This window comes from Sphingomonas sp., assembly GCF_019746665.1.
Lineage (GTDB): Bacteria > Pseudomonadota > Alphaproteobacteria > Sphingomonadales > Sphingomonadaceae > Sphingomonas.
Map to the genome: position 1 here is coordinate 93168 of NZ_JAIERS010000020.1, position 25892 is coordinate 119059.

At 66.1% G+C, this 25892-nt stretch carries 21 protein-coding genes and 1 pseudogene; 14 read left to right on the forward strand and 8 right to left on the reverse strand.

Features of this window, described 5'->3' with window-relative positions; translation table 11 throughout:
- Nucleotides 1-14: 14 nt before the first annotated feature.
- The gene (locus K2X73_RS12795) at nt 15-1613 is read right to left on the reverse strand and encodes a carboxyl transferase domain-containing protein (protein WP_294111414.1); all 1599 of its coding nucleotides are present in this window, start codon (nt 1611-1613) and stop codon (nt 15-17) included.
- Between the two features lie 172 nt (nt 1614-1785).
- Between K2X73_RS12795 and K2X73_RS12800 the strand changes: the two genes are divergently transcribed.
- From K2X73_RS12800 to K2X73_RS12810, 3 genes and pseudogenes are all read left to right on the forward strand, one after another.
- Entirely contained in the window at nt 1786-2196 is a 411-nt protein-coding gene (locus tag K2X73_RS12800) for a hypothetical protein (protein ID WP_294111415.1), read from the forward strand.
- Nucleotides 2197-2376: 180 nt separating this feature from the next.
- A pseudogene (locus K2X73_RS15505) lies at nt 2377-2946 on the forward strand (DUF3857 domain-containing protein); the annotation flags it as partial.
- 75 nt (nt 2947-3021) lie between these two features.
- A complete protein-coding gene (locus K2X73_RS12810) occupies nt 3022-5661 on the forward strand; it encodes a tetratricopeptide repeat protein (protein ID WP_294111417.1) in 2640 nt (879 codons plus the stop codon).
- 48 nt (nt 5662-5709) lie between these two features.
- On the opposite strand, the gene K2X73_RS12815 is transcribed toward K2X73_RS12810, so the two are convergent.
- A complete protein-coding gene (locus K2X73_RS12815; RefSeq protein WP_294111418.1) occupies nt 5710-6867 on the reverse strand; it encodes an isovaleryl-CoA dehydrogenase in 1158 nt (385 codons plus the stop codon).
- A gap of 89 nt (nt 6868-6956) precedes the next feature.
- On the opposite strand from K2X73_RS12815, the gene K2X73_RS12820 reads away from it, so the two are divergent.
- The gene (locus K2X73_RS12820; RefSeq protein ID WP_294111419.1) at nt 6957-8348 is read left to right on the forward strand and encodes an amino acid permease; all 1392 of its coding nucleotides are present in this window, start codon (nt 6957-6959) and stop codon (nt 8346-8348) included.
- Between the two features lie 39 nt (nt 8349-8387).
- On the opposite strand, the gene K2X73_RS12825 is transcribed toward K2X73_RS12820, so the two are convergent.
- From K2X73_RS12825 to K2X73_RS12850, 6 genes are all read right to left on the reverse strand, one after another.
- A complete protein-coding gene (locus K2X73_RS12825; protein WP_294111420.1) occupies nt 8388-8633 on the reverse strand; it encodes a hypothetical protein in 246 nt (81 codons plus the stop codon).
- Nucleotides 8630-11302 (reverse strand): aconitate hydratase AcnA, encoded by a 2673-nt coding sequence (gene acnA / locus K2X73_RS12830; protein ID WP_294111421.1) that lies wholly within the window; start codon nt 11300-11302, stop codon nt 8630-8632. Before acnA ends, K2X73_RS12825 begins: the two co-directional genes overlap by 4 nt.
- Nucleotides 11303-11453: 151 nt before the next feature.
- Complete coding sequence (locus K2X73_RS12835) at nt 11454-13133, reverse strand: long-chain fatty acid--CoA ligase (RefSeq protein WP_294111424.1); 1680 nt, start codon at nt 13131-13133, stop codon at nt 11454-11456.
- A 41-nt stretch (nt 13134-13174) separates the two neighbouring features.
- Nucleotides 13175-13321, reverse strand: coding sequence for a hypothetical protein (locus K2X73_RS12840; protein ID WP_294111426.1), 147 nt, complete (start codon nt 13319-13321; stop codon nt 13175-13177).
- A 148-nt stretch (nt 13322-13469) separates the two neighbouring features.
- Entirely contained in the window at nt 13470-15782 is a 2313-nt protein-coding gene (clpA, locus tag K2X73_RS12845; protein ID WP_294111428.1) for an ATP-dependent Clp protease ATP-binding subunit ClpA, read from the reverse strand.
- A 116-nt stretch (nt 15783-15898) separates the two neighbouring features.
- Complete coding sequence (locus tag K2X73_RS12850; RefSeq protein WP_294111430.1) at nt 15899-16099, reverse strand: DUF1192 domain-containing protein; 201 nt, start codon at nt 16097-16099, stop codon at nt 15899-15901.
- Nucleotides 16100-16284: 185 nt separating this feature from the next.
- Here K2X73_RS12850 and K2X73_RS12855 point away from each other — a divergent pair, with 185 nt between their 5' ends.
- The 10 genes from K2X73_RS12855 (at nt 16285) to K2X73_RS12900 (ending at nt 25866) form a co-directional block, all read left to right on the forward strand.
- On the forward strand, nt 16285-17286 hold the full coding sequence (locus K2X73_RS12855; protein ID WP_294111432.1) for an NAD(P)H-quinone oxidoreductase: 1002 nt from the start codon (nt 16285-16287) through the stop codon (nt 17284-17286).
- 89 nt (nt 17287-17375) lie between these two features.
- Nucleotides 17376-17993, forward strand: coding sequence for an OB-fold-containig protein (locus tag K2X73_RS12860; protein WP_294111434.1), 618 nt, complete (start codon nt 17376-17378; stop codon nt 17991-17993).
- A 2-nt stretch (nt 17994-17995) separates the two neighbouring features.
- Entirely contained in the window at nt 17996-19687 is a 1692-nt protein-coding gene (locus tag K2X73_RS12865) for a flotillin domain-containing protein (RefSeq protein ID WP_294111436.1), read from the forward strand.
- Nucleotides 19684-20295, forward strand: a complete 612-nt coding sequence (locus K2X73_RS12870; protein ID WP_294111438.1) for a glutathione S-transferase family protein — start codon at nt 19684-19686, stop codon at nt 20293-20295. Before K2X73_RS12865 ends, K2X73_RS12870 begins: the two co-directional genes overlap by 4 nt.
- 90 nt (nt 20296-20385) lie before the next feature.
- Nucleotides 20386-21276, forward strand: a complete 891-nt coding sequence (locus tag K2X73_RS12875; protein WP_294111440.1) for a UDP-2,3-diacylglucosamine diphosphatase — start codon at nt 20386-20388, stop codon at nt 21274-21276.
- A 5-nt stretch (nt 21277-21281) separates the two neighbouring features.
- On the forward strand, nt 21282-22304 hold the full coding sequence (locus K2X73_RS12880) for a glycosyltransferase family 1 protein (protein ID WP_294111441.1): 1023 nt from the start codon (nt 21282-21284) through the stop codon (nt 22302-22304).
- A gap of 17 nt (nt 22305-22321) precedes the next feature.
- A complete protein-coding gene (locus K2X73_RS12885) occupies nt 22322-23125 on the forward strand; it encodes a metallophosphoesterase (protein WP_294111442.1) in 804 nt (267 codons plus the stop codon).
- A gap of 95 nt (nt 23126-23220) precedes the next feature.
- A complete protein-coding gene (locus tag K2X73_RS12890; RefSeq protein WP_294111445.1) occupies nt 23221-23871 on the forward strand; it encodes a DUF1013 domain-containing protein in 651 nt (216 codons plus the stop codon).
- Nucleotides 23872-23932: 61 nt separating this feature from the next.
- The gene (locus tag K2X73_RS12895) at nt 23933-25018 is read left to right on the forward strand and encodes an MBL fold metallo-hydrolase (RefSeq protein ID WP_294111447.1); all 1086 of its coding nucleotides are present in this window, start codon (nt 23933-23935) and stop codon (nt 25016-25018) included.
- A gap of 77 nt (nt 25019-25095) precedes the next feature.
- Entirely contained in the window at nt 25096-25866 is a 771-nt protein-coding gene (locus K2X73_RS12900; protein ID WP_294111449.1) for a hypothetical protein, read from the forward strand.
- Nucleotides 25867-25892: the final 26 nt, after the last annotated feature.

Genomic DNA, 25892 nt, shown 5'->3' on the forward strand with positions numbered 1-25892 from the left:
GGAGAGGGTTTGAGCTACATACGAAACACCCCGAAGCCACGCTCCTCCAAGGGCGCTTGCAGCGTCGCGGCAAGCGCCAGGCCCAACACGTCGCGCGTCTGGGCCGGATCGATGATGCCATCGTCCCACAGCCGCGCGGTCGCGTACCAGGGGTTGCCCTCATCCTCGTACTTCTGGCGGATTGGCGCCTTGAACGCTTCGGCGTCCTCGGCTGACCACGTCGCCGCCTCGCGGTGGACGGTCGCCAACACCGAGGCCGCCTGCTCGCCGCCCATCACGCTGATCCGCGCATTGGGCCAGCTGAACAGGAAGCGGGGGCTATAGGCCCGCCCGCACATCCCATAATTGCCCGCGCCAAAGCTGCCGCCGATCAGCACGGTGATCTTGGGCACGGTCGCGGTCGCCACCGCCGTCACCAGCTTGGCGCCGTGCTTGGCGATGCCTTCGGCCTCGTATCTGCCGCCGACCATGAAGCCTGAGATATTCTGGAGGAACAGCAGGGGGATGCGCCGTTGCTGCGCGAGTTCGATGAAATGCGCGCCCTTCACCGCGCTCTCGCTGAACAACACGCCATTGTTGGCTAGAATCGCGACCGGCATCCCCCAGATATGCGCGAAGCCGCAGACCAACGACGATCCATAGAGCGCCTTGAACTCGTGAAACTCGGATGCATCGACCAGCCGCGCGATCACCTCATGCACATCATAGGGCGCGCGGACATCGGGCGGGATGATGCCGTAAAGCTCCTCCGGATCGAAGCGCGGGGGTCGCGGCTGACGGGTGTTTGCGAAGGGGTCGGCGCCCTTGCCCAAATGGCTGACGATATCGCGCACGATCGTCAGCGCGTGGGCGTCATTCTCCGCCAGATGATCGACCACGCCCGAGCGGCGCGCGTGCAGCTCGCCGCCGCCCAGGTCTTCGGCCGAAATCACCTCGCCGGTGGCTGCCTGCACGAGCGGGGGGCCAGCAAGGAAGATCGTCCCCTGGCCGCGCACGATAACCGTCTCGTCCGACATCGCCGGCACATAGGCGCCGCCGGCGGTGCAGCTGCCCATCACGCAGGCGATTTGCGGGATGCGCTTGGCGCTCATATTGGCCTGGTTGAAGAAGATGCGGCCGAAATGGTCGCGATCGGGAAACACCTCGGCCTGGTGCGGCAGGTTGGCGCCGCCTGAATCGACCAGATAGACGCAAGGGAGCCGGTTCGCCTCGGCAATCTCTTGCGCGCGCAGATGCTTCTTAACGGTGAGTGGGTAATAAGTGCCGCCCTTCACCGTCGCGTCGTTCGCCAGGATCATCACTTGCCGGCCAGAGACGCGGCCGATGCCGGCGATCATGCCGGCGCCGGGAATATCTTCGCCATAGACACCATAAGCGGCGAGCTGGCCGATTTCGAGAAGAGGGGAGCCGGGATCGAGCAGTCGTTCGACCCGCTCGCGCGGGAGCAGCTTGCCGCGTTCAGTATGTTTGGCCCGCGCACGCTCCGGCCCACCAAGCGCGGCTTGGGCCACGTCGGCGCGCAGCCGCTCGACCAACGCGCGGTTGTGCCTGGCATTGGCCTGGAACGTCTCGCTCTCGGGGGAAATGCGCGTGTCGAGCACGGGCGCGCTCATGGCCTACTCCTCATGGCCTACTCCTCATGGCCTATTCCTCATGGCTTGTCGGGCGTGCCTAGCGGCCGTGGCGCGCGGTGGGAAGCGGGTTGGGAATTCTTGATCGGGAACCATGTGGACTCCGTAACGAAAGCGAGCCAGCTTTCGCCTCGGTCAACCAAGGGAGGTGGCGATGTTGAAGCAGGTTATCTCCGCGACGTTGCTGATGGGGCTGGCGCTGCCGGCGGCCGCGCAGGAGCGCGAGCCGGGCAAGCCGGTCGCGGTGCATTTCGTCAAGTTCAAGCCGGGCTCGCTTGATCGGATCAGCGAGATCGAAAGCAAGTATTTCGATCCCGCCGCCGAAAAGATCGGTATTCGCCCGATCATCATCCGCATGGCCTCCGGCGATTGGGACGGGGAATATATCTTCCCGATGAAGTCGATGGGCGATCTCGACTACATTACCACGCCCGAGAACAAGGCTTGGCTCGCCGAGGTCGACAAGCTGGCGGGCGGCCCGGGCAGCGCGCAAAAATTGCTCGCCGAATGGGGCGGCGCGATCGTGCGCGACAAGCATGACTTCGGCTTCAGCGACCAGAAGTGAACAAATCGGGTGGAAGCCGCTGTCGTAAGCTGGCTTCCACCAGCCCCCGGCGGAGGGGAACTGTCGCCGAAGCGGAATTCTGGAACGAACAAAGCAACTTCCAAAGTAAATCGAACGCCGATAAGCTTTCCAAGTCTTATCGGGGGACTATCCTTGCGTCATACTATTGGGGCGGGTTTGATGTCGGCGGCGCTTTTGGTGGTGCCGCTGCCTCTTCCCGCGCAAACGCCCACTGCTTCGCCGCCTGAGACCCTCGCTGGTAGCGAGCAGTTGCGCTTCGGGCCGGTGCCCGGCTGGGTGGTCTCAATCGATCCACCTGCGACTAAGTCCGATGACGGCGCGCTACGCTCTCGCTTGGAAGATTTGCAGGTGCGGCATGACGCCCAGGGCACCCATTTCTATCTTCGCCGCCGGATCGCTGTGAATGCGGCGGAGGGTTTGCAGTTCTTGAGCACACTTGGGCTTCAGTGGCAGCCGTCGCTGGGGGGAGCGACGGTGCACTTCGCCCGCCTGCACCGCGATGGCAAGATGATTGATCTGCTTGCTGGAGGCAGCCGTTTCCAGGTGCTGCGGCGCGAGGATCGGTTGGAGCGGGAGCGTTTGTTGAGCGGGTTGCGCCAGGCGGTGATGCCCATTGCCGATTTGCGTGTGGGTGATGAGCTGGAATTCGCCTACTCGATCGATCGCCTCAACCCGTTGCTCGCCGGTCACTTTGAGGATCGTAACAGGCTCGAACCCCGGCTGCGGCCTGAGCGCTTGTATCATCGCTTCAGCGCCGCACCGGGGACAGTGATACGGTTGCGTGCGGGTAAAGCTTGGCCGAAAGTGACGCGCACAACTGGGCCGGAGGGTACCGCCTATGTGATCGATGCGCTCAACCCGGTGGTGGAAGAGCCGCTTGCGGGCGTTCCCGACCGGTTCAACGACATCTACTGGCTCGATCTGAGCGATTTCGCTGACTGGGCAGCGGTCCGTGCATTGATGGCGCCGCACTATGAGGAAGCAGCCCGGATCGGGCCCGACTCTCCGCTGCAGGCCGAAATCGCTCGGATCGCCGCCGCTAGTACTGATCCCGCCGTGCGCGCAGCCGCCGCGCTGCAATTGGTCCAACGCCAGGTTCGATACCTTGCGCAGGTCGATGGGCTCGGCGCTTACAAGCCCGAGCCGGCCGATACCGTGTGGACGGCCAAATGGGGCGATTGCAAGGGCAAGACGGTGCTGCTGCTCGCCCTGCTGCGCGGGCTGGGGATCACCGCGGAACCGGCGCTCGTTTCGACCGAGCAAGGCGATGGCCTGCCAGATGCGTTGCCGATGCCCGGGCGGTTCAATCATGTGATCGTGCGCGTGCAAATTGCCGGCAAAAGCTATTGGCTGGATGGCACGCGACAGGGCGACGGTGGGCTCGAAAGCCTGGAAGTGCCCGATTTCGGCTGGGCGCTGCCACTGGGGCCGCAGGGCGGCGCTCTTGTGCCGCTCGCCGCGACGCTGCCGGCCAAGCCCTTCGCCGAGACCTCGCTTGATTTCGACGCTCGCGCCGGGTTGACCCGACCCGCCAAGGCGACCGGCCGGCTGACCCTGCGCGGCGATTCCGCCCGCCAAACCCGCGCGCTGCTTGCCCTGGCCGACGCCGCCGAGCGCGACAAATATCTGCGTAAGCTGTGGACCGAGCGCTATGACTTCCTGACGGTCGATCGGGTTGAAACCGCAGCCGACGAGGCGAGTGGCGAGGTCACGCTAAGCTTCGTCGGTACCGCCAAGCTCGATTGGTCGCCGAACGACGACCGCCGCTATGAGGCCGATAATGCCCGCCTCGGCGTAAACTTGGCGCCCGAACGCCCCGCCGAACGCGCGCGGCGCGCGCCCGTGCTCGTCAATCAGCGATTCGAGGCTTATCGCCAGACCATCATGCTGCCCGATGGCGGCAATGGTTATGCGGTGGAAGGCAAGTCGCTCGATCGCACGATTGGCGGGGTGCACTATGTCCGCACCGCCGAAATCAAGGGCGGCCGGTTTGAGATGAACGCCAGCACGCGCGCCGCGCGAAGCGAAGTTTCGTTCGACGAGGCAAAGGCGGCGGATCTACTGACCGACGAGCTGTATCGCGAGCGGTTGTTCGTTAAGCTCCCCACCGCGTCGGGCAAGGGGGGTGCCGATCGCGGCGATGTCGCGGCTGGCGGGGTAATCGACAAGGCCTCCGAAGATGCTCTCGCCGTACGGATCAACGCCCTTCTGGCCGACTTAAAGATCGATCAGGCGCTCGCGCTGATCGATGGCAAGCTGGCAGAACAGCGTACCGCTCGACGGCTGACGATGCGCGGCGCGGTGCTTCAATTCGCCGACCGGATCGAGGAGGCCAGCGACGCGTATGACGCCGCCATCGCTGTCAGCCCAGATTATCTCCATGCACAGTACAGCAAGGCGGAATTGCTCGTTGAACAGGGCAATGCGCAGGATGCGCTGATCCTGTTCGATCGGCTGGTGCTGCGCGAGCCAGAGAAAAACGAATACTACATCGCCCGCGGCCAGGCTCGGATCATTGTCGGCCGTCTTGACGGTGCGCTGAACGACTTCACGATCGTGCTCCAGCGCGATCCCAAAAATCAGGCTGCGACGGCGGGCCGGTTGGCAGTGCTGCAGGCGCAGGGCAATCTCAATGTCGTTCTCGCGGAGCTGGACAAGCCGGAGGCGGAACCCGATGAAGCGCTGCGCTTCCACCGCAAGGCCTATATTCTCGCCTTGTTGGGGCGCACCGATGAAGCTCGGGCGGCGGCGGAAAAATCCAAAGCCGCCTATGAAGCGAGCAACCGGCTGCCCGAGGGAGCCTATTACGCCCTGCAGCTGCAGGGCCTCGCGCCGACCCTAGATGCAAGGGGCGAGGCGATGCTCGCGCTGCTACGGCAGGAGCCGGCCTTCCCGCTCGAGCTGGCGTTGATGGCACCGCTTGCCCGTGACGCTCGTTGGCGGCCTCAGATTATCGACGGCTATTTGAAAGCGCAGGCGGCAGTCGATCCCAAGCTTGCCGATCAGATCAAGCGGCAACAGGGGCGCTTCATGGCGCTGGGTGGGGAGCCTGAACTGCTTCGACAGCTTATCAAGGAAAAGGTGGCGGCGAACCCGGAGGATAGCGGCACGCTCAACAATGCGTGCTGGGATTTGGCGACGCTCAATCTCGATCTCGATCAGGCGAGCGACTATTGCGCCAAGGCCGTCGCACGGGCGCCGCGCGCGGCCTATCTCGATAGCCGGGCACTGGTGGCGCTGCAGCGAGGCGACCTTGCCAGCGCGCGGCGCGATTATGATGCGGCGCTGGCATCGCACCCCAATCAGCCGATGGTGCTCTACGGGCGCGGCTTGACCCGTTTGCGGCAGGGCGATGCGGCGGGTGGCATGGCCGATCTGGAACGCGCGCGGAAGTTTTCGCCGATGATCGACCAGCAATATGCGGGCTTTGGCCTTAAGCCTTGATAAGGCCGTTGGGTCGTCCCGGTGCTCGCCGGGGCGACCATTGGGCGCTCACGCCCCGATCAGCTCGCGCCCGATCAGCATCCGGCGAATCTCATTGGTCCCGGCGCCGATGTCGAGCAGCTTGGCATCGCGCAGGAAGCGTTCGACCGGCCAATCCTTGGTATAGCCCGCGCCGCCCAGCGCCTGCACGGCCTCCAGCGCGACCTTCACCGCATTTTCGCTCGCGAGCAGGATCGCGCCCGCCGCGTCGAAGCGGGTGGTCTTGCCGGCGTCGCACGCCCTGGCGACCGCATAGACATAGGCGCGCGCCGAGCTGAGCGCGACATACATGTCGGCCACCTTGGCCTGCATCAGCTGGAACGCGCCGATCGCCTGGCCGAACTGGCGGCGCTCGCGCACATAGGGCAGCACCACGTCCAGGCACGCCTGCATTACGCCGAGCTGGATGCCGGCGAGCACCGCGCGCTCGTAATCCAGGCCCGACATCAGCACCCCGACCCCGCCATTCTCGGGGCCCATCACATTTTCCTCGGGCACCTCGCAATCGGTGAACACCAGCTCGGCGGTGGGCGAGCCGCGCATCCCCATTTTGTCGATCTTCTGGCCGATCGCGAAGCCGGGCATGTCGCGCTCGATCAGGAACGTCGTGATCCCCCGCGAGCCGCCCTCGGGCGCGGTCTTGGCATAGACCACCAGGGTATCGGCATAAGCCGCGTTGGTGATCCAGAATTTGGTGCCGTTGAGCACATAGCCGCCCTGCACCTTTTCGGCGCGCAGCTTCATGCTCACCACGTCGGAGCCGGCCCCAGCTTCGGACATCGCCAGGCTGCCGACATGCTCGCCCGAGATCAGCTTGGGGAGATACTTCGCTTTCTGCTCGGGATTGCCCCAGCGCGCGATCTGGTTGACGCAGAGATTGGAATGCGCGCCATAGGACAGCCCGATCGAGGCCGAGGCGCGCGCCACTTCCTCGCACGCGATCACATGCTCCAGATAGCCAAGGCCCAGCCCACCATCGGCCTCGGCCACGGTGATGCCGTGCAGCCCCAGCGCGCCCATTGCCGGCCAGAGTTCATCGCGCGGGAACCAGTCCTCGGCATCGATCCGCGCGGCGAGCGGGGCGATCTGCTCCTGCGCGAAGCGGCGGGTGGTGTCGCGGATCATGTCGGCGGTTTCGCCGAGCGCGAAATCAAGGGCGATGTCCATCTTGCTCTCCCAACACGCTTGTTCCCGCCGCGCGTGGCGCTTAGCAGGCATATCGAGCGCCGCCATAGACGGCGAAAAGGGGGGTGCCAATGGCCGGGTTGCTGCGCAAGAAATCGATCGAAGCAGGGGCGGAGCACCAGGCGCTCGCGCGCACGCTCGGCTGGCCGCATCTCGTGGCGCTGGGCGTCGGCGCGATCGTCGGTACCGGCATTCTCACGCTGATCGGGGTCGGCGCCGGGCTCGCGGGGCCGGCGGTGATCCTGAGCTTCGTGATCGCCGGCGCGATCTGTGCCTGCGCCGCGCTTGCCTATGCGGAGCTTGCAACGATGATCCCCGCCTCGGGCAGCGCCTATACATACAGCTATGTCGTGCTGGGCGAGATCATCGCCTGGGTGATCGGCTGGAGCCTTATTCTGGAGTATTCGCTGGTCGTGTCGACGGTGGCGGTCGGCTGGTCGGGCCATGCCGCGCCTTTGCTCGAACGGCTGATCGGCTTTCCGGCGGTGCTGGCGAACGGGCCGGAGGCAGGGGGCATCGTCAACCTGCCGGCGATCTTCATCATCGCGGTGGTCGCGGGGCTGCTGATGCTCGGCACGCGCGAGAGCGCGACGCTCAACGCGGTGCTCGTGATCGTGAAGCTGGTCGCGCTCGCGGTATTCGTCGCGGTGGCGCTGCCGTATTTCGATAGCACCAATCTGGAGCCGTTCATGCCGTTCGGCTTCGCCAAGGCGGTGCAGGGCGGCGCCGAGCGCGGGGTGATGGCGGCGGCGGCGATCATCTTCTTCGCCTTTTACGGCTTCGACGCGATCTCGACCGCCGCGGAGGAAACCAAGAATCCCGGGCGCGACCTGGCGATCGGCATCGTCGGATCGATGTTCGCCTGTGTCGCGATCTACATGCTGGTCGCGGTCGCGGCGGTGGGGGCGTTGAGCTACGCCAAGTTCGCGCCGAGCGCCGAGCCGCTCGCGCTGATCCTGCGTGGCGTCGGCCAGCCCGGCGCGGCGACATTCCTGGAAGCAAGCGCGGTGATCGCGTTGCCGACGGTGCTGCTGGCGTTCCTTTATGGCCAGAGCCGCATCTTCTTCACCATGGCGCGCGACGGGCTGCTGCCGCAGGGGCTCGCCAAGGTTTCGGCGCGGGGGACGCCGGCACGGATCACGGCGGTGACGGCGCTGATTGTGAGCGTGATCGCCGGGCTGCTGCCGCTGGGCGAGATCGCCGCACTTGCTAATGCGGGGACGCTCGCCGCGTTCATCGCGGTGTGCGTCTGCCTGATCGTGCAGCGGCGGCGCGCGCCCGAGGCCGAGCGCCGCTTCCGCGCGCCGCTGGGCGTGCCGGTGGCGGCCGCGGGCGTGCTAGGGTGCGTCTATCTGTTCTTCAGCCTGCCGAGCAAGACTCAGGCTTGGTTCCTGCTGTGGAACCTGGGCGGGCTGGCGGTTTACTTCCTCTACGCGCGTGGGCGGGCGGTCGCGGGGCGGTAGAGCCCTCCCCAACGTCGGCCTTCGCCGGGGAAGGGGAACTTACGAGGTCCGCAATCGCCCCCGCGCGAGCGTCGCGAGGCCGATCAGCATCCACACGACGTTGAGCGCGGTCGAGGGGATCGCGCCGTGCCAGCCGCTATTGACGATAAAGCCGGCGGCGCCGACCACGTTCATCCATTGAAAGGCGGGCGATTGGCCCGACAGCCGCCCCATCGACACCAGCAGATAGGCGGCGAGGATCGTCGCCGCCCCGGCCCAGCCGATCGTTTCGATCGCCCAGATCACGCCGCCGCGAGATTCCGCAGGACGTAGGGCAGGATGCCACCGTTCAGGAAATACTCCAGCTCGTTGATCGTATCGATCCGGCAGCGCGTTTCGAAGCTTTCGGTCGAGCCATCGGCGCGGGTGAGCTTCACCGTCACGTTCTGGCGCGGCTTCAGGTCCGCGACGCCCTCGATGGTGAACGTCTCGCTGCCATCGAGCTTGAGCGTCTGGCGGTTGACGCCTTCGGCGAACTGCAGCGGCAGCACGCCCATGCCAACCAGGTTGGAGCGGTGGATGCGCTCGAAGCTTTCGGTGATCACCGCGCGCACGCCGAGCAGATTGGTGCCCTTCGCCGCCCAGTCGCGCGACGAGCCGGTGCCATATTCCTTGCCGGCGATCACCACGAGCGGCGTGCCATCGGCCTTGTGGCGCATCGCCGCGTCGTAGATCGGCATCACCTCGCCCTTATACTGCGTCATGCCGCCTTCAACGCCGGGCACCATTTCGTTCTTGATACGGATATTGGCGAAGGTGCCGCGCATCATCACCTCATGATGCCCGCGCCGAGCGCCATAGCTGTTGAAGTCGGCCTTGGAGACCTGGTGCTCCTGGAGATAGATGCCCGCCGGGCTGGTCGCCTTGATGCTGCCGGCGGGGCTGATGTGATCAGTGGTGATCGAATCGCCCAACACCGCCAGCGGCTTGGCGTCGATGATGTCGCCCACCGGCGCGGGGGTCATCTCCATCCCGTCGAAATAAGGCGGGTTGGCGATATAGGTGCTGCCCGCGCGCCACTGATAGGTGTCCGACGGGGCGACCTCGATCGCCTGCCAGCGCGCGTCGCCGGCATAGACGTTGCCGTAGCGCGCGCGGAACATCGTGTTGTCGATGCTCGCGTCGATCAGCGAGCGGATTTCGTCGTTGCTCGGCCAGATGTCCTTCAGGAACACATCGTTGCCATCGGCATCCTGGCCGATCGGCGTGCTCACCATGTCGCTGGTCACGCTGCCGCGCAGAGCATAGGCGACGACGAGCGGCGGCGAGGCGAGGAAGTTCGCGCGCACGTCCGGCGAGACGCGGCCCTCGAAATTGCGGTTGCCCGAAAGCACCGAGGCGGCGACGATGTTGTTGTCGTTGATCGCCTGGCTAATCGGCTGGGCGAGCGGCCCCGAATTGCCGATGCAGGTGGTGCAGCCATAACCGACCAGATTGAAGCCAAGCGCGTCAAGATCCTCGGTCAGCCCAGCCTTGTCGAGATAATCGGTCACGACTTGCGAGCCCGGCGCGAGGCTGGTCTTGACCCAGGGCTTCACGCTCAGCCCCTTGGCCCGCGCCTTGCGCGCGACGAGGCCGGCGGCGACGAGCACCGAGGGGTTGGAGGTGTTGGTGCAGCTGGTGATCGCCGCGATCACCACGTCGCCATCGCCGATGTCGTGCCCGGCGCCGTCGACCGCCGCGCGCTCGGCGGCTGATTTGCCATAGGCCTTGGCGAGATCGGCGTTGAACACGTCATCGACCGATTCCAGCGCGACCCGGTCCTGCGGGCGCTTCGGCCCGGCGAGCGAGGCTTGCACCGTGCCCATGTCGAGCTCGAGCGTATCGGTGAACACCGGATCGGGGCTCGACGCGTCGCGCCACAGCCCCTGCGCCTTGGCATAGGCCTCGACCAAAGCGAGCTGCTCGTCGCTGCGGCCGGTGAGGCGCATATAGTCGATCGTCTTGTCGTCCACGGGGAAGAAGCCACAAGTCGCGCCATATTCGGGCGCCATGTTGGCGATCGTCGCGCGATCGGCGAGCGGCATCGAGTCGAGGCCGGGGCCGTAGAATTCCACGAACCGCCCGACCACGCCCTTGGCGCGGAGCATCTGCGTGACGGTCAGCACCAGATCGGTCGCGGTGATGCCTTCCTTGAGCGCGCCCGTCAGCTTGAAGCCGACGACTTCGGGGATCAGCATCGATACCGGCTGGCCGAGCATCGCCGCCTCCGCCTCGATCCCGCCGACGCCCCAGCCGAGCACGCCCAGGCCGTTGATCATCGTCGTGTGGCTGTCGGTGCCGACCAGCGTATCGGGATAAGCGATGGTGTCGCCGCCATTGGCGGAGGTCCATACCGCCTGGCCGATATATTCCAGATTGACCTGGTGGCAGATGCCGGTGCCCGGCGGCACCACCTTGAAATTGTCGAGCGCCTGCGCGCCCCATTTCAGGAACTCGTACCGCTCGCCGTTACGCTGATATTCGATCGCGACGTTATCGTCGAACGCTTGCGGGGTGCCGAATTCGTCGACCATCACGCTGTGGTCGATCACCAGATGCACCGGCACCAGCGGATTGATCTTGGCCGCGTCGCCGCCGAGCTTGGTGATCGCGTCGCGCATCGCGGCGAGATCGACGACGCAGGGCACGCCAGTGAAATCCTGCATCAGCACGCGCGCCGGGCGATACTGGATCTCGCGCTCCGAACGGGGGTTGTTCTGCCAATCGATCAGCGCCTGGATGTCGTCGGTCGAGACGGTCTTGCCGTCCTCGAAGCGGAGCAGATTCTCCAGCAGCACCTTCATCGAGAAGGGCAGGCGCGACACATCGCCCAGCTTCGCCGCCGCCTTGGGCAGGCTGAAATAATGATAGGTCTTGCCCCCAACGTTCAGGCTGTCGCGGGTGCCGAGGCTGTCCTGTCCGATCGCGGTCATGGGGCGTCCTTTCCAACTGAGGCGCAGGCGCACGCGGCGCCGAGGAGTGTGCCAGCGATTGGCCAAGCTGGCGCGCGATTGCAAGGGGGGAGGGGGGTAGGGGTGTCGCCAAGGGGGCAGGAATGTGAAAGGCGGCACGCTCAGCTGCGAATCAGGCCGTCCCCAGCACTTCCGCGATCAAATCCTTGCGGCTGAGCTTGCCGATCATCGTCTTGGGCATCGTCAGCCGCACGACCACGTCATCCACCCGCTCATGCTTGCCGAGCTGCGGGTTGAGCCAGTCGCGCAACTCGGCGCCATCGGCTTTGGCGCCGTCGTTCAGTGTCACATAAGCGCGCGGCTGCTCTCCGCGATAGGGATCGGGTACGCCGATCACCAGCGCTTCCTTCACCGCCGGGTGCTTGTAGAGCACGTCCTCGATCTGGCTGGGGAACACCTTGAACCCGCCGACCGCGATCATGTCCTTCAGCCGGTCGACGATCGCGACGAAGCCGTCGGCGTCGATCTGGCCGACATCGCCCGTGCGCAGCCAGCGCCGCCCTTCGGCATCGGTGACGAACACGCCCTCATCGGCATCGGGGCGGTTCCAATAGCCCTTCATGATCTGCGGCCCGGCGATCACGATCTCGCCCGGCTCGCCGGCGGGGGCGGGGTGGAGCGGATTTTCCTTGTCCACCAGCCGAACCTCGGTCGCGGGCAAGGGCTGGCCGATGGTGCCCGGCTTGCCCGCCGCTTCATAAGGGTTGGCCGAGACCACGCCGGAACTTTCGGACAGGCCATAGCCTTCGATCAGCGTCGCCCCCGTCGCTGCCTCGAACTTGGCTTTCAGCTCGGCCGGCAGCGGCGCCCCGCCCGAAATACAGACGCGCAGCTTCGAGAAGTCGGTCTTGCCCAGCGTTGGATGATCGAGCAGCGCCTGATACATGGTCGGCACGCCAGGGATCGCCGTGATCTTCGCGCGCGACACCGCCTCGAGCGCCTGCTGCGCGTTGAAGCGGGGGAGCATCACGATGCAGCCGCCATTCACTACGGTGCGATTGAGCACGCAGGTATTGGCGAACACATGGAACAGGGGCAGCACGCCCAGGATGCGGTCCTCCTGCCCTGGGTGCGGATCGATTGTGTTCACTTGGCGGGCATTGGCCGAGAGGTTCTGGTGCGTCAGCATCGCCCCCTTGGGCGTGCCGGTGGTGCCGCCGGTATATTGGATCAGCGCGACATCGGTTTCGGGCACGATATCGGGCTTGGTGAAGCGGCCGCGATTATGGATCAGTTGCGAAAAGGCCATGATCCGGGGATCGTTTGGCTTGGCCGCGACCTCGCTTTGCTTGAACCAGCGGTAGAGGATCGATTTGCCCGTCGGCAGCGCCCCCGCGACCGAGCCGACCACCAGCCGTTCGAGTTCTGACTGGTCGAGCACTTTGAGCGCGGTCGGCAACAGCGCCTTGGCGGAGAGCGTGAAGAGCAGCCTAGTGCCCGAATCCGCGACCTGATGCGCGAGCTCGGCGACGGTGTAGAGCGGCGAGAAATTCACCACCGTCGCGCCCAGTTTCAGGATGCCGTAATAGGCCGCCAGGTAATGCGGCACATTGGGCAGGAACAGCCCGATCCGATCGCCCTTGCCATAGCCGAGCGCCGCGAGCCCCGCCGCGACCCGGTTCGCGCCGTCGAGCGTTTCGGCATAGCTGTAATGCCGCCCCAGAAAGTCGATCAGCGGCTTCTGCCCGCCTCTCGCGGCGGCGTCGTCGAACAGGGCCGGCATCGAGAGCGGCGGGTAGTCGGAGGTCCAGGGCGAGGGGTGCCGATAAGCGGTGCGCCAGATACTATCCATGACGCTATCGTAAGGTGCCGGCGCCGCCCGGCGCAAGGGCGCTAGTTAAGCCGCTTGCTCCAAGTGACGAGCAGCGAGACACACATCACGCCGAGATCGACCGCGGCTTGCACGCGCGCGGGCGACTGATCGCTCGACTCATGGGTGAGGATGCGGATGTCGGCGGACGGGTGACGCACGGCGAGCATAAGCAACGCAAGACCGGCAATAGCCACCAAACCACGACGCGAGCGCATGGTCCACCTCCGATGGGCCTCATCGCAAATCAGGGTTAAAAAGGCAAGGGCGGAACGATGGTAATCGCTCCGCCCCAGCCGATTTTCCTCGTGCCCGCGCCTACTTGGCTTCGGCGGCCTCGGGCTTCTTCTTCTTGGGCTTCTTGGGCGCCGCGGGCTCGATCTCGAAGCTCAGCGCATCGTCCTTCAGCTTCACCGTCACCTCGCCGCCGTGGACGAGCTTGCCGAACAGCAATTCCTCGGCGAGCGGCTGCTTGACCTTTTCCTGGATCAACCGTCCCATCGGCCGCGCACCATAAAGCTTGTCATAGCCCTTGTCGGTGAGCCATTTGCGCGCGCCATCATCGAGCTTGATGTGCACCCCACGGTCGGCGAGCTGAAGTTCGAGCTGGAGCACGAACTTGTCGACCACCCGCGCGACCACTTCGGGCGGCAGATAACCGAACGGCACGATCGCATCGAGCCGGTTGCGGAATTCGGGCGTGAACATCCGCTGCACCGCCTGCTCGTCCTCGCCCTCGCGGGTGAGATTGCCGAAGCCGAGCGTCTCCCGCGCCATGTCGGCGGCGCCGGCATTGGTCGTCATGATGATGATCGCGTTGCGGAAATCGACCGTCTTGCCGTGGTGGTCGGTCAGTTTTCCATTGTCCATCACCTGCAGCAGGATGTTGAACAGGTCCGGATGCGCCTTCTCGATCTCGTCGAGCAGCAGCACCGAATGCGGGTTCTGATCGACCGCGTCGGTCAGCAGACCGCCCTGATCATAGCCGACATAGCCCGGAGGCGCGCCGATTAGCCGGCTGACCGAGTGGCGCTCCATATATTCGCTCATGTCGAAGCGTTGGAGCGGGATGCCAAGGATCGAGGCGAGCTGGCGCGCGACCTCGGTCTTGCCGACGCCCGTCGGCCCGGTGAACAAATAATTGCCGATCGGCTTGTCCGGATCGCGCAACCCCGCGCGCGACAGCTTGATCGCCGAGGCGAGCTTTTCGATCGCGGCGTTTTGGCCGAACACCACCCGCTTCAGATCGGTCTCGAGCGAGGCGAGCGCCTTGGTATCGTCCTTCGACACGCTCTTGGGCGGGATGCGCGCCATCGTCGCGATCACCGCCTCGATCTCCTTGGCGGTGATCGTCTTCTTGCGCTTGGCGGGCGGCACCAGCATCTGCATCGCGCCGACTTCGTCGATCACGTCGATCGCCTTGTCGGGCAGCTTGCGATCGTTGATGTAGCGCGCCGACAGCTCCACCGCCGATTTGATCGCGTCGGGCGTGTACTTCACCGAATGGTGATCCTCGAACGCGGTGCGCAGGCCGGCGAGGATTTTCACCGTATCCTCGATCGAGGGCTCGTTGACGTCGATCTTCTGGAAGCGGCGCAGCAGCGCGCGGTCCTTCTCGAAATGGTTACGGAATTCCTTGTAAGTCGTTGAACCAATGCAGCGGATCGTCCCGCCCGACAGCGCGGGCTTGAGCAGATTCGAGGCATCCATCGCCCCGCCGCTGGTCGCGCCCGCGCCGATTACGGTGTGGATCTCGTCGATGAACAGGATCGCGTGGGGCAGCTTCTCCAGCTCGTTGACGACCGCCTTCAGCCGCTCCTCGAAATCGCCGCGATAGCGCGTGCCGGCGAGCAGCGCGCCCATGTCGAGCGAATAGATGACGGCGGGCTTCAACACTTCGGGCACATCGCCCTCGATGATCTTGCGCGCCAGCCCCTCGGCGATCGCGGTTTTGCCCACGCCAGGGTCGCCCACATAAAGTGGGTTGTTCTTTGAACGGCGGCAGAGGATCTGCACCGTGCGATCGACCTCGGCCGCGCGCCCGATCAGCGGATCGACCTTGCCGCGCTTGGCCTTCTCGTTGAGGTCAACGGTGAACTGCTTGAGCGCGCTTTCGCCCTTGCCGCTCTTGGCCTCCGCCTTGGGCTTCTCCTCCTCGGCACCCTTGGCCTGGGCGGGCTCGGCGGGGGTGCCGCCCTTGCCCACACCGTGGCTGATGTAGCTGACGGCATCGAGTCGGCTCATATCCTGCTGCTGCAGGAAATAGACGGCATAGCTTTCGCGCTCGCTGAACAAGGCGACGAGCACATTGGCGCCGGTCACCTCGTCGCGGCCCGAGCTTTGGACGTGGAGGATCGCGCGCTGGACGACGCGCTGGAACCCGCTGGTGGGCGAGGGATCGGTCGCCTGCTGCACCTTCAGCGCTTCAAGTTCGGTATCGAGATAATGGGCGACAGTACGCTTCAGGTCGCTCAAGTCGACACCGCAGGCGGCCATCACCTTGCTCGCATGTTCGTCGTCGATCAGCGCGAGCAGCAGATGTTCGAGCGTCGCATATTCGTGGCGGCGCGAGGAGGCGGCCTCGAGCGCCTTGTGGAGGGTGGATTCGAGAGCGGAGGCGAAGGACGGCATGGATAACTCCTATCGGCCCACGGGCCGGACCGAGGCTTGGCATGTTGGGATGGCCGCACGCGCCATCAAGCTCTTGACAGAAGCGGCTGGGACGCCGGGGGAAGGCGGCGAGGTCATCACCGCCTGAATAGCGCCTCGGCGCTTGCCCGATGGTGAACCGCGCGTTGCTTGTGCGCCTCGACCCGGGCGATCTCGGCCTTGAGCAGCGCGATGCGCCCGTCCAGCTCGGCGAGCGAGAACGGGTCCAGGTCTTGCCGGGCGAGCAGGGCGATCGGATCACCCGGCCGGGGCGGCGGCGCGATGTCGTCGGTGTCCATGGGTCAAGGGTCGCGCCGATGGCCGGGCCTGTCAACGCGAAACGATGCGGCTGCGACAATTGCGTAGCGCCTGGCCCGTGCGAATGCAGACCGAAAACGGCGATCATGAAGGATCGCCTAACCTCCCCGGTTGACCGGCGAGACGTGGCGCCGATAAGGCAGGGCGAAGAAACAGGGGGGCGGGGATGGCGGCACTTCCGGCGACGATGCTGGCGATCGATCCGGTGACTCCGTGCGTCGCCGACGCGCTGGTGCCGGTAGAGCGTCCGCTACCGCACCCAGGCCCGGGCGAGGTGCTGATCCGCGTCGCCGCCGCCGGGGTCAACCGGCCGGATGTGCTGCAACGCCAGGGGCTCTATCCCATGCCGCCGGGCGCCCCTTCGATCCTGGGGCTGGAGGCCGCTGGCGAGATCGTGGCGCTGGGGGAGGGCGTGGAGGGCGCGCTGCTCGGCCAGCCCGTCTGCGCGCTGCTGAGCGGCGGCGGCTATGCCGAATATGCCGTTGCTCCCGCTGGCCAATGCCTCACGGTGCCGCCCGCGCTCTCGATGGTCGAGGCCGCCGCGATCCCCGAAACCCTGTTCACCGTGTGGACCAACTTGTTCGAGCGCGCCTATGCCGTGGAGGGGGATACGGTGCTCGTCCATGGTGGCACCTCGGGCATCGGCACGATGGCGATCGGGCTGGGCGCCCTGTTCGGGCTGACGGTGATCGTCACCGCCGGCAGCGACGCCAAATGCCAGGCCGCGCGCGATCTGGGCGCGGCACACGCGATCAATTACCGAGACGAGGACTTCGTCGCGCGGGTGCGGGAGATCACCGGCGGGCGCGGCGTGGCGGCGGTGCTCGACATGGTGGGCGGCGATTATGTCGCGCGTAACCTGCAATGCCTGGCGGACGACGGTCGGCACGTGTCGATCGCGGTACAGGGCGGAGTGATGGCGACGATCCCGCTGTTCGAGGTGATGCGCCGCCGGCTGACGCTGACCGGCTCGACGCTGCGCCCGCGCGACGCGGCGTTCAAGGCGCTGGTCGCCGATGAACTCGCGCACCACGTCTGGCCGCATGTCGAGGCGGGCCGGTTGAAGCCGGTGATCGACAAGGTCTTCCCGCTGGCCGAGGCGGGCGCCGCGCACACCCGGATGGAAGCGGGCGCGCATGTCGGCAAGATCGTGCTCACCACCGGCTAATTGACGCGCTGCCCTTTTCCGATTTCGCTTCTCGCGCGTCAGGAGCGCTCATAAGATTGGGCGCGAATCGAGTTGACGGGGTAGCTCAAGTGTTCGCGTTGCTCACGGCGCCGGAGAACAGTATCTTCGTCGCGGCGTTCCTTTTGATGGTCTTGATCGGGGCGGTGCAACTGACCGGCCTATTCGGCGATGTCGATCTCGATACACCCGATGATTTCGGCGATCTCGCCGGGCTGCTTGGCTGGCTTGGGCTCGGACGCCTCCCGCTTATCGCGCTGCTGGTCGTGTTACTCACCTTGTTCGCGCTGATCGGCTTGCTCGGCCAGCAGTTGGCGCACGACCTGTTCGGCGCGCGCCAGCCGCTCTGGCTCGCGGTGCCCGCGGCGCTCGTCGCAAGCCTGCCGCTCACCGCCGGCGCGGCCAGGCTGCTCAGCCCCCTGCTGCCAGGCGACGAGACGACGGCGATCGAGCTCGACGAACTCGTCGGTCGACGCGCGGCAATTATCACTGGGCGCGCGCGCCTGGGTTCGCCGGCGCGGGCGCGGGTCGAGGACCGTCATGGCCAGGCGCATTATGTGATGGTCGAGCCCAACGCGCCGACCGAGATTTTCGAAGAGGGCGAGGAGGTGCTGCTGGTGCGGCGCGAGGCGCAAGGCTTTCGCGCGATTGGCAGCGGCGCGCTGCGGCTCTCGAGTGTGGAGGTGTAATCATGGGTGACTTGGTGACACTGGGGCCGGGGAGCATCGTGCCCTATGTGGTGCTGCCGCTCACCGCGCTGGTCGCGCTGCTGGTGCTGGGTGCCGTGCTGGCGCGGCTATACAAGCGCGCCTCCAAGGAGATCGGATTTGTCCGCACCGGCTTTGGAGGCGAGAAGGTCGTGATCAACGGCGGCGCACTGGTGCTGCCGGTGTTTCATGAAACGATGCCGGTGAATATGAACACGGTGCGACTGGCGGTGGAGCGCAAGAACAACGACGCGCTGATCACGCTCGATCGCCTGCGCATCGACGTGAAGGCCGAATTCTACGTCCGCGTCCGCCCCGATGCCCAGTCGATCGCGACCGCCGCGCAGACGCTTGGCTTGCGCACGATGAACCCCGATGCGCTGAAGGAACTGGTCGAGGGCAAGTTCGTCGACGCTTTGCGTTCGGTCGCCGCCGGCATGACGATGGCGCAGCTCCACGAGCAACGCAGCGAATTCGTGCAGAAGGTGCAGCAGGTGTCCTCCGCCGATCTGGCGATGAACGGGCTGGAGTTGGAGAGCGTGTCGCTCACCGGGCTCGACCAGACTTCGATCGAGCATTTCAACGCGAACAATGCCTTTGACGCCGAGGGCCTGACCAAGCTCACCGAGCAGATCGAGCTTCGCAAGAAGGCGCGCAACGATATCGAGCAGGATACGCGCGTCCAGATCGAGACCAAGAATCTAGAGGCGCAGCGCCAGTCGCTGCTCATTTCGCGCGATACCGAATTCGCGCGGTTGGAGCAGGAGCGTGAGGTGGAAATGCGCCGCGCCGCGCAAGCCGCCGAGGTCGCGCGCGAGCAAGCGCTGCGCCAGCAGGAGGCGGAACAGGCGCGGATCGAGGCCAAGCGGCTGATCGACGCGCAGCAGATCGAAGCGGATCGCGCCGTGCAGCAGGCCAAGATCGCCCAGGCGCAGGCGCTGGAACTCGCGCGGCAGGAACAGCAGATCGCGGTCCAGAACAAAAGCCGCGAGGAAAGCCAGGCCAAGGCCGAGGCCGATCGCGCGCGCGCCGGGGCGGTGGTCGCCGAGCAGCAGGTTGTCACCGCGCGCGAAGCCGAGATCGCCGAGCGCGACAAGCGGATCGAGCTGATCAACGCCGCGCGTGAGGCCGAACGCGCTGCGATCGCGGTGAAGGTAGAGGCCGAGGCCGAGAAGCAGGCGGCCGCCGACCGGGCCGAGGCCGCGCGCCGACTCGCCGAGGGCGAAGCCGAAGCCGCGAAGCTGCGCGCGGAGGCCGACCGCATCCGCTTGCAGGTGGAAGCGGCGGGCCAGCGCGCGATCAACGAGGCGGCCAACATCCTGTCGTCCGAAACCATGTCGCTGCAGGCGAAACTCGCGCTGCTGAAGGTGCTGCCCGAGATCATCCGCGAGGCTGCCAAGCCCTTGGAGGCGATCGACTCGATTAAGATTGTCCAGGTCGATGGCATCACCCGCGGCGGCGGCGCGGGCGGCGCGGCGAATGACGAGGGCGATCGCAACCTGGCGAACGCGGCGGTTTCCGCGGCGCTGCGCTACCGTGCCCAAGCGCCGGTGATCGACGGGCTGATGCGCGAACTGGGCTTCGAAGGCGGTTCCCTCGACAGTCTGATGGCCAGCGTCAGCGTTGTACCACCAACGCCGACCGCTCCTAGCCAGCAGATCGAGGCCGCCGAATGACCCCCATTCTCCACGAATATTCCGCGTCGGGTAACTGCTACAAAATCCGCCTCACCGCCGCGCATGTCGGCGTCGCGCTGGAACGGCGTGAGTATGACATTTTGCGCGGTGAAACCCGTACGCCCGAATTTCTGGCGAAGGTGAACGCCAATGGCCGCATCCCGGTGCTGCAACTGGGCGATCGGTTCCTGCCCGAAAGCAACGCCGCCGCCTGGTATCTGGCGGAAGGGAGCGCGCTGATCCCCGAGGAAAGGTTCGCGCGCGCCGATCTGCTCCACTGGCTGTTCTGGGAGCAATATAATCATGAGCCGAACGTCGCGACCCTGCGGTTTTGGCGTCGCTATGTCGGCGAGGACAAGCTGACCCCGCTGCAGCGCGCGCAGATCGAGGGGAAGGAAGCGGGCGGCGCGGCGGCGCTGGCGCTGATGGACCAGCGCCTCGGCAGCGCGCCCTTCCTGCTCGGCGCGGCGTTCAGCCTCGCCGATATCGTGCTCTATGCCTACACTCATGTCGCGGGCGAGGGCGGGTTCGATCTGAATGCCTATCCGGCGGTGCGCGGCTGGCTCGATCGGGTGGCGGCGCAGCCGGGGCATGTTGCGATGGCATGACGCCGCCACGACACGGCGATGGCGCTCGTCCGATTATAAATGTAACATAGAACAGGCAGGGCGGCCGGGCGACAGTGTGAGGGGACGGTAATGGCACCGCCAAGCTTTCTGATCGACGCCGCTTTGGGCGACGCGGCCGATTTCGCCCAGTCCGCGCCTACGATTCCCGAGCGCCAGCCGATCGAGCGCCGCCGCTATCGGACCATCTGGATCAGCGACGTCCATCTCGGCACGCGCGGCTGCAATGCCGAGCTGCTGATCGACTTCCTCGACCATGTCGACAGCGAGACGCTGTACCTGGTCGGCGATATCATCGACGGCTGGCGACTGCGGAAGCGCTTCTATTGGCCGGCGGCGCATAACGACGTGATCTGGCGGCTGCTGAAGCGCGCGAAGCGCGGCACGCGGGTGATCTATATTCCCGGCAATCACGACGAGGTGTTCCGCCAGTTCAGCGGGCTTGACTTCGGCGGCATCGAAATCCGCCGCAAGGCGATCCACGATACCGCCGACGGCCGCCGACTGCTGGTGCTGCACGGTGACGAGTTCGACGCCATCACCCTTGCGCACAAGTGGCTCGCGCATGTCGGCGATGTGCTCTACAACGCGCTGATGGCCGCCAATGTTTGGGTCAATATGGTTCGTCGCACGTTCAACCTGCCGTACTGGTCGCTCTCGAAGCACGCCAAGGCGAAGGTGAAGAACGCGGTGGAATTCATCTCGAATTATGAAAAGGTCGTCGCCGAGGCGGCGGGGTCGCGCGGGGTGGACGGCGTCGTCTGCGGCCATATCCATACCGCCGAGATGCGCTTGATCGATGGCGTCGCTTATTATAACGATGGCGATTGGGTGGAGGGGTGCACCGCGCTGGTCGAACATTTCGACGGGCGGATGGAGCTGCTCCACTGGGTGGAGGAAATGGGCGCGCGCGATGCGGCGTCGGCTGCTTCGCCCGAGCCCCTGGCGGCGCTAGCGGCTTGACCCCCGTGCGGATCGCGATTGTGACCGATGCTTGGAGCCCCCAGGTCAACGGGGTGGTGCGCACGCTGCAATCCGTGCGCCTCGAGCTGCAGCGCCAGGGGCATGAGGTGCTGGTGATCAGCCCCGAGCTCTTCTATTCGATCCCTTGCCCGACCTATCCCGAAATACGCTTGGCGTTCGCCCGCACCGCGGCGGTGGGGAAGATGCTGGCCGAGTTCGCGCCCAACGCCATTCATCTGGCGACCGAGGGGCCGGTGTGCCTGGCGGCGCGGCGTTGGTGCCTGGCGCGTGGCTTTCCCTTCACCACCGCCTATCACACCCAGTTCCCGGACTATGTCTCCGCCCGCATCGGCATCGATCCCGAATGGATCTGGCGCTACATCACCTGGTTCCACTGGCCCTCGCAGGCGGTGCTGGCCTCCACGGCCTCGATCGCGGAAGCGCTGCGCGACCATGGCTTGACGCGAATCCGGTCCTGGGGGCGCGGTGTCGACCTGACGCTGTTCGGCCCCGGCGTCGCCCCCGATCCCGCGATCCGCGCGCTGCCCGGCCCGGTACAGCTCTATGTCGGCCGCGTCGCGGTCGAGAAGAATATCGAGGCGTTTCTCGAGACCAATCAGCCCGGCACCAAGGTGATCGTGGGCGACGGTCCCGCGCGCGCCACGCTGGAGGCGCGCTATCCCGAGGCCAAATTCCTGGGCGCCAAGTTCGGCGCCGATCTGGCGGCGGCTTATGCGGCGGCCGATGTATTCGTGTTCCCCAGCAAGACCGACACCTTCGGCCTGGTGATGATCGAGGCGCTTGCCTCGGGCCTGCCGGTCGCCGCCTATCCGGTGACCGGGCCGATCGACGTGCTCAAGCCCGGCGTTGGCGTGATGGACGATGACCTGGACAAAGCGATCGCCGGCGCGCTGACGCTCGATCGCGCCGCCTGCGCCGCTTATGGCAAGGGATTCACCTGGGAAACGAGCACCCGCCAGTTCTTGGAGGCGCTGGTGCCGGTGGGGGCGGAGCGGGAGGCGGCTTGAAGCGCATTTTCGCGCTGTTGCTCGCGGTCGTGCTGCTGTTTGCCGGCGCGATGTATTGGTCGGCCGCCACCGATCCCGTGATGCGGCGCCTCGTGGTGACGGTGCGGCGCTGGCCATCGAGCGCGCCGACGCTTCGCTTGGTGCTGCTCAGCGATCTTCATGTCGCGGGGCCGGAAAACCCGCCCGCGCGATTGGCGCGGCTGGTCGCGCGGGTCAACGCGTTGCATCCCGACATCGTCTTGATCGCGGGCGATTTCGTTACGGAAAAGCGGACGGCGACGCGGCTTTACAGTGCGGCGCAAGCGATCGAACCGCTCGGCAAGCTGCGCACTCGCCTGGGAACCTTCGCGGTGATGGGCAATCACGACCATTGGCTGAGCACCACCCAGGTTCATGCCGCCCTTGCTGCCGCGGGTATTCGCGTCCTCGACAATCGAGCGGTGCGGGTCGGACCGGTGGCCGTGGGCGGCATCGACGACGTCTACACGCGGCGGGGTGACCTCGGCCGAACGCTTGCGGCGCTCCTTCCTTTGGGCGGGTTGCCAATTCTGCTGACCCATAGCCCGGATGTATTTCCCGACGCTCCCGTTGGGGTTCCGCTAACGCTTGCCGGCCATACGCATTGCGGGCAGATCGTTCTGCCTGTGATCGGCGCGCTTGCCACGGCGTCGCGATACGGTGGGCGCTTTCGCTGTGGCCTGGTCCGCGAGCGGGGTAAGACCCTGCTCGTCTCGGCCGGCGTGGGCACCAGCCTGTTGCCGCTGCGGCTGGGGGCGCCGAGCGATTTCTGGGTGATCGACCTGACCCCCCGCCCGGCATAAGTCTTGCTCTCCGCGCGCAAGCCGATTAAGTCGGGCGTGTGACGAGGCCGCTCCGTGATGGGGCGGCCCTTATTGTTTCTAACGGAGATCCCCGCATGGCCCAGCCGCTCATGCCACATGCGACCGCCGCCTGGCTGGTCGACAATACCGCGCTCAGCTTTGCCCAGATCGCCGATTTTTGCGGGCTGCACATTCTGGAAGTGCAGGCGATCGCCGACGATACCGCCGCTACCAAGCTGACGGGTCGCGATCCCGTGCGCGCCCACGAACTGACGATGGATGAGATCGAGCGCGGCCAGAAGGACCCCAACTACCGGCTGAAGATGCTGAAAGGCCCCGATCAGGTGCGCCGCACCAAGGGGCCGCGCTATACCCCCGTTTCCAAGCGGCAGGACAAGCCCGATGGCATCGCCTGGATCATCCGCAACCATCCCGAGATTTCGGACGGCGCGATCTCGAACCTGATCGGCACCACCCGCACGACGATCGCCGCGATCCGCGACCGTTCGCATTGGAACATCGCCAACATCGTGCCCAAGGATCCGGTGACGCTGGGGCTTTGCTCGCAGCGCGAACTCGACGCGGTGGTGGCGAAGGCGGCGAAGGCGGCGGGGATCGAGGCACCGGTCGACAGCCGGCTGGAGGGCGATCGCAGCGCGCTGATCGAATCGCTGCGCGCCGAACGCGCCGCGCGCGACGCCGCGCCCGAGGAAGTGCCGAGCTTCGAGGATCCGTTCCGGCGCTAAGTCTTGCCGAGGTACGTTCAGCCGCCGCGCCCGACGGGTGGGACGAAAGGGGGGAGGGGGTTTGGCCACCAACGCCGATGCCGAACTGGTGCCGAGCGCCGAGTTCGTGCCGACCAGCCACAAGGGACTGACCTACCCCTTCGGCGCCGCCGCCCCCGCGCCGGGGGAGGTGCGCGAGGTCGCGCAGGGCCTGCGCTGGGTGCGGCTGGCGGTGCCGGGGCCGCTCAAGCACATCAATTGCTGGCTGATCGCCGAGGCGGATGGTGACGCGCTGGTCGATACCGGCATGAACACCGACGATGCCCGCGCCGAATGGCGGGCGCTGCTCGCCGGGCCGCTCGCCGGGTTGAAGCTCAGCCGGGTGATCGGCACGCATTTCCACCCCGATCATATCGGCCTCGCCGGCTGGTTCTGCGCCGAGCATGGCTGTATGCTAGAGATGACGCGCGGCGAGTGGCTCACCGCGCGGATGCTTGCCGCCGACGCGCGCGATGCGGTGCCCGAGGAGATGCTCGCCTTCTGGCGCGGCGCCGGCTGGGACGCGGAGGCGATCGAGCGCGCCAAGGCGCGCGGCTGGGCGGGTTTCCGACGGATCATCGCGCCGCTGCCGCTCGGCTATCGCCGCTTGGTCGAAGGGCAGATGCTGACGATCGGCGGTCACCAATGGCAGGTGGTGGTGGGCAGCGGCCACAGCCCCGAACATGCCTGTCTGCTCGACGCCAAGCGGGGCCTCTTGATCGCGGGCGATCAGGTGCTGCCACGGATCAGTTCGAACGTGTCGCTCGGCGTCACCGAACCCGAGGGCGATCCGCTCGGCGATTGGCTCGCCTCGATCGAAAAGTTGAAAGGGCTCCCCGCCGATCTGCTCGTTCTGCCGGGTCATGGCGACGCGTTCCACGGGCTGCACGCGCGGCTCGACGCGCTTGATGCCGAGCACCGCGCCCGGCTTGACGAGCTGGCGGTGTTCATCGCCGAGGCGCCGCGCCGCGCGGTCGATTGCTTCGGTCGGCTCTTCCGGCGCGCGATTGGTCCGGAACTGATCGGCATGGCGACCGGCGAGGCGCTCGCGCATCTCCGCCGGCTGGAGGTGGAGGGCCGCGCGCGCCGCGAGGTGACGGACGGCGTCTGGTGGTGGCGCGCGGCGTAACAAGCGCGCCGGTCCTCTCGCCAAGGCGGCAGCCCTAGGCTATCCTCCCGACGCTGACGCGATGGAGGGGGCAAGCGATGGCGACATTGGCGGAACCGCGCACGGGCACGCCCGACGACAAGCGATTTTTCCTGGCGAGCGCACTGGCGATGACCGCGGTGATGGTCGCGGGCTTCGGGCTCAACATCGTGATGGGCCGATCGACCTTCGATCGACCGCCTGTCGTCCACGCCCATGCCTTCGTCTTCTTCGCCTGGGTGTTCCTGTACCTCGCGCAAAATTTCCTCATCGCCAGCCACCGCGTCGCCCTGCACCGCACGCTGGGCTGGATCGGCGCCTTCTGGGTGGTGCCGATGCTGATTTTGGGATGCCTGGTCACTATCGCCCGCGTGCAGGCGGGGACGGTGATCTTCTTCTTCACCCCGCTGCAATTCCTGGTGTTCGATCCGGGCACATTGCTCGCTTTCGCCGGGCTGACTTATGCCGCGATCGCGCTGCGCCGGGAGAGCGACTGGCACCGTCGGCTGCACTTCTGTGCGATGACGCTGCTGGTGGGGCCAGGCCTGGGGCGGCTGCTGCCGATGCCGCTGCTCCAGCCCTATGCGTTCGAGGTGACCTACGCGGTGCAGCTGCTGTTCCCGATCGCCGGGATGATCGCCGATGGCCGCCGCACCGGCGGCATCCATCCCGCCTGGTATTGGGGCACGGGCGTGATCGCGCTGACCTTCATCGCGATCGAGCTGGTGACGTTCAGCAGCCTTGGCCTCGCGCTGTACGGCTGGGTGACCGCCGGTCATCTGGGAGCGAGCGTGCCGCCCTTGGCCTTTCCGTCGCCACCGGCACCTTGATCGTGTCGCCCGGGCAGGCCATGTGA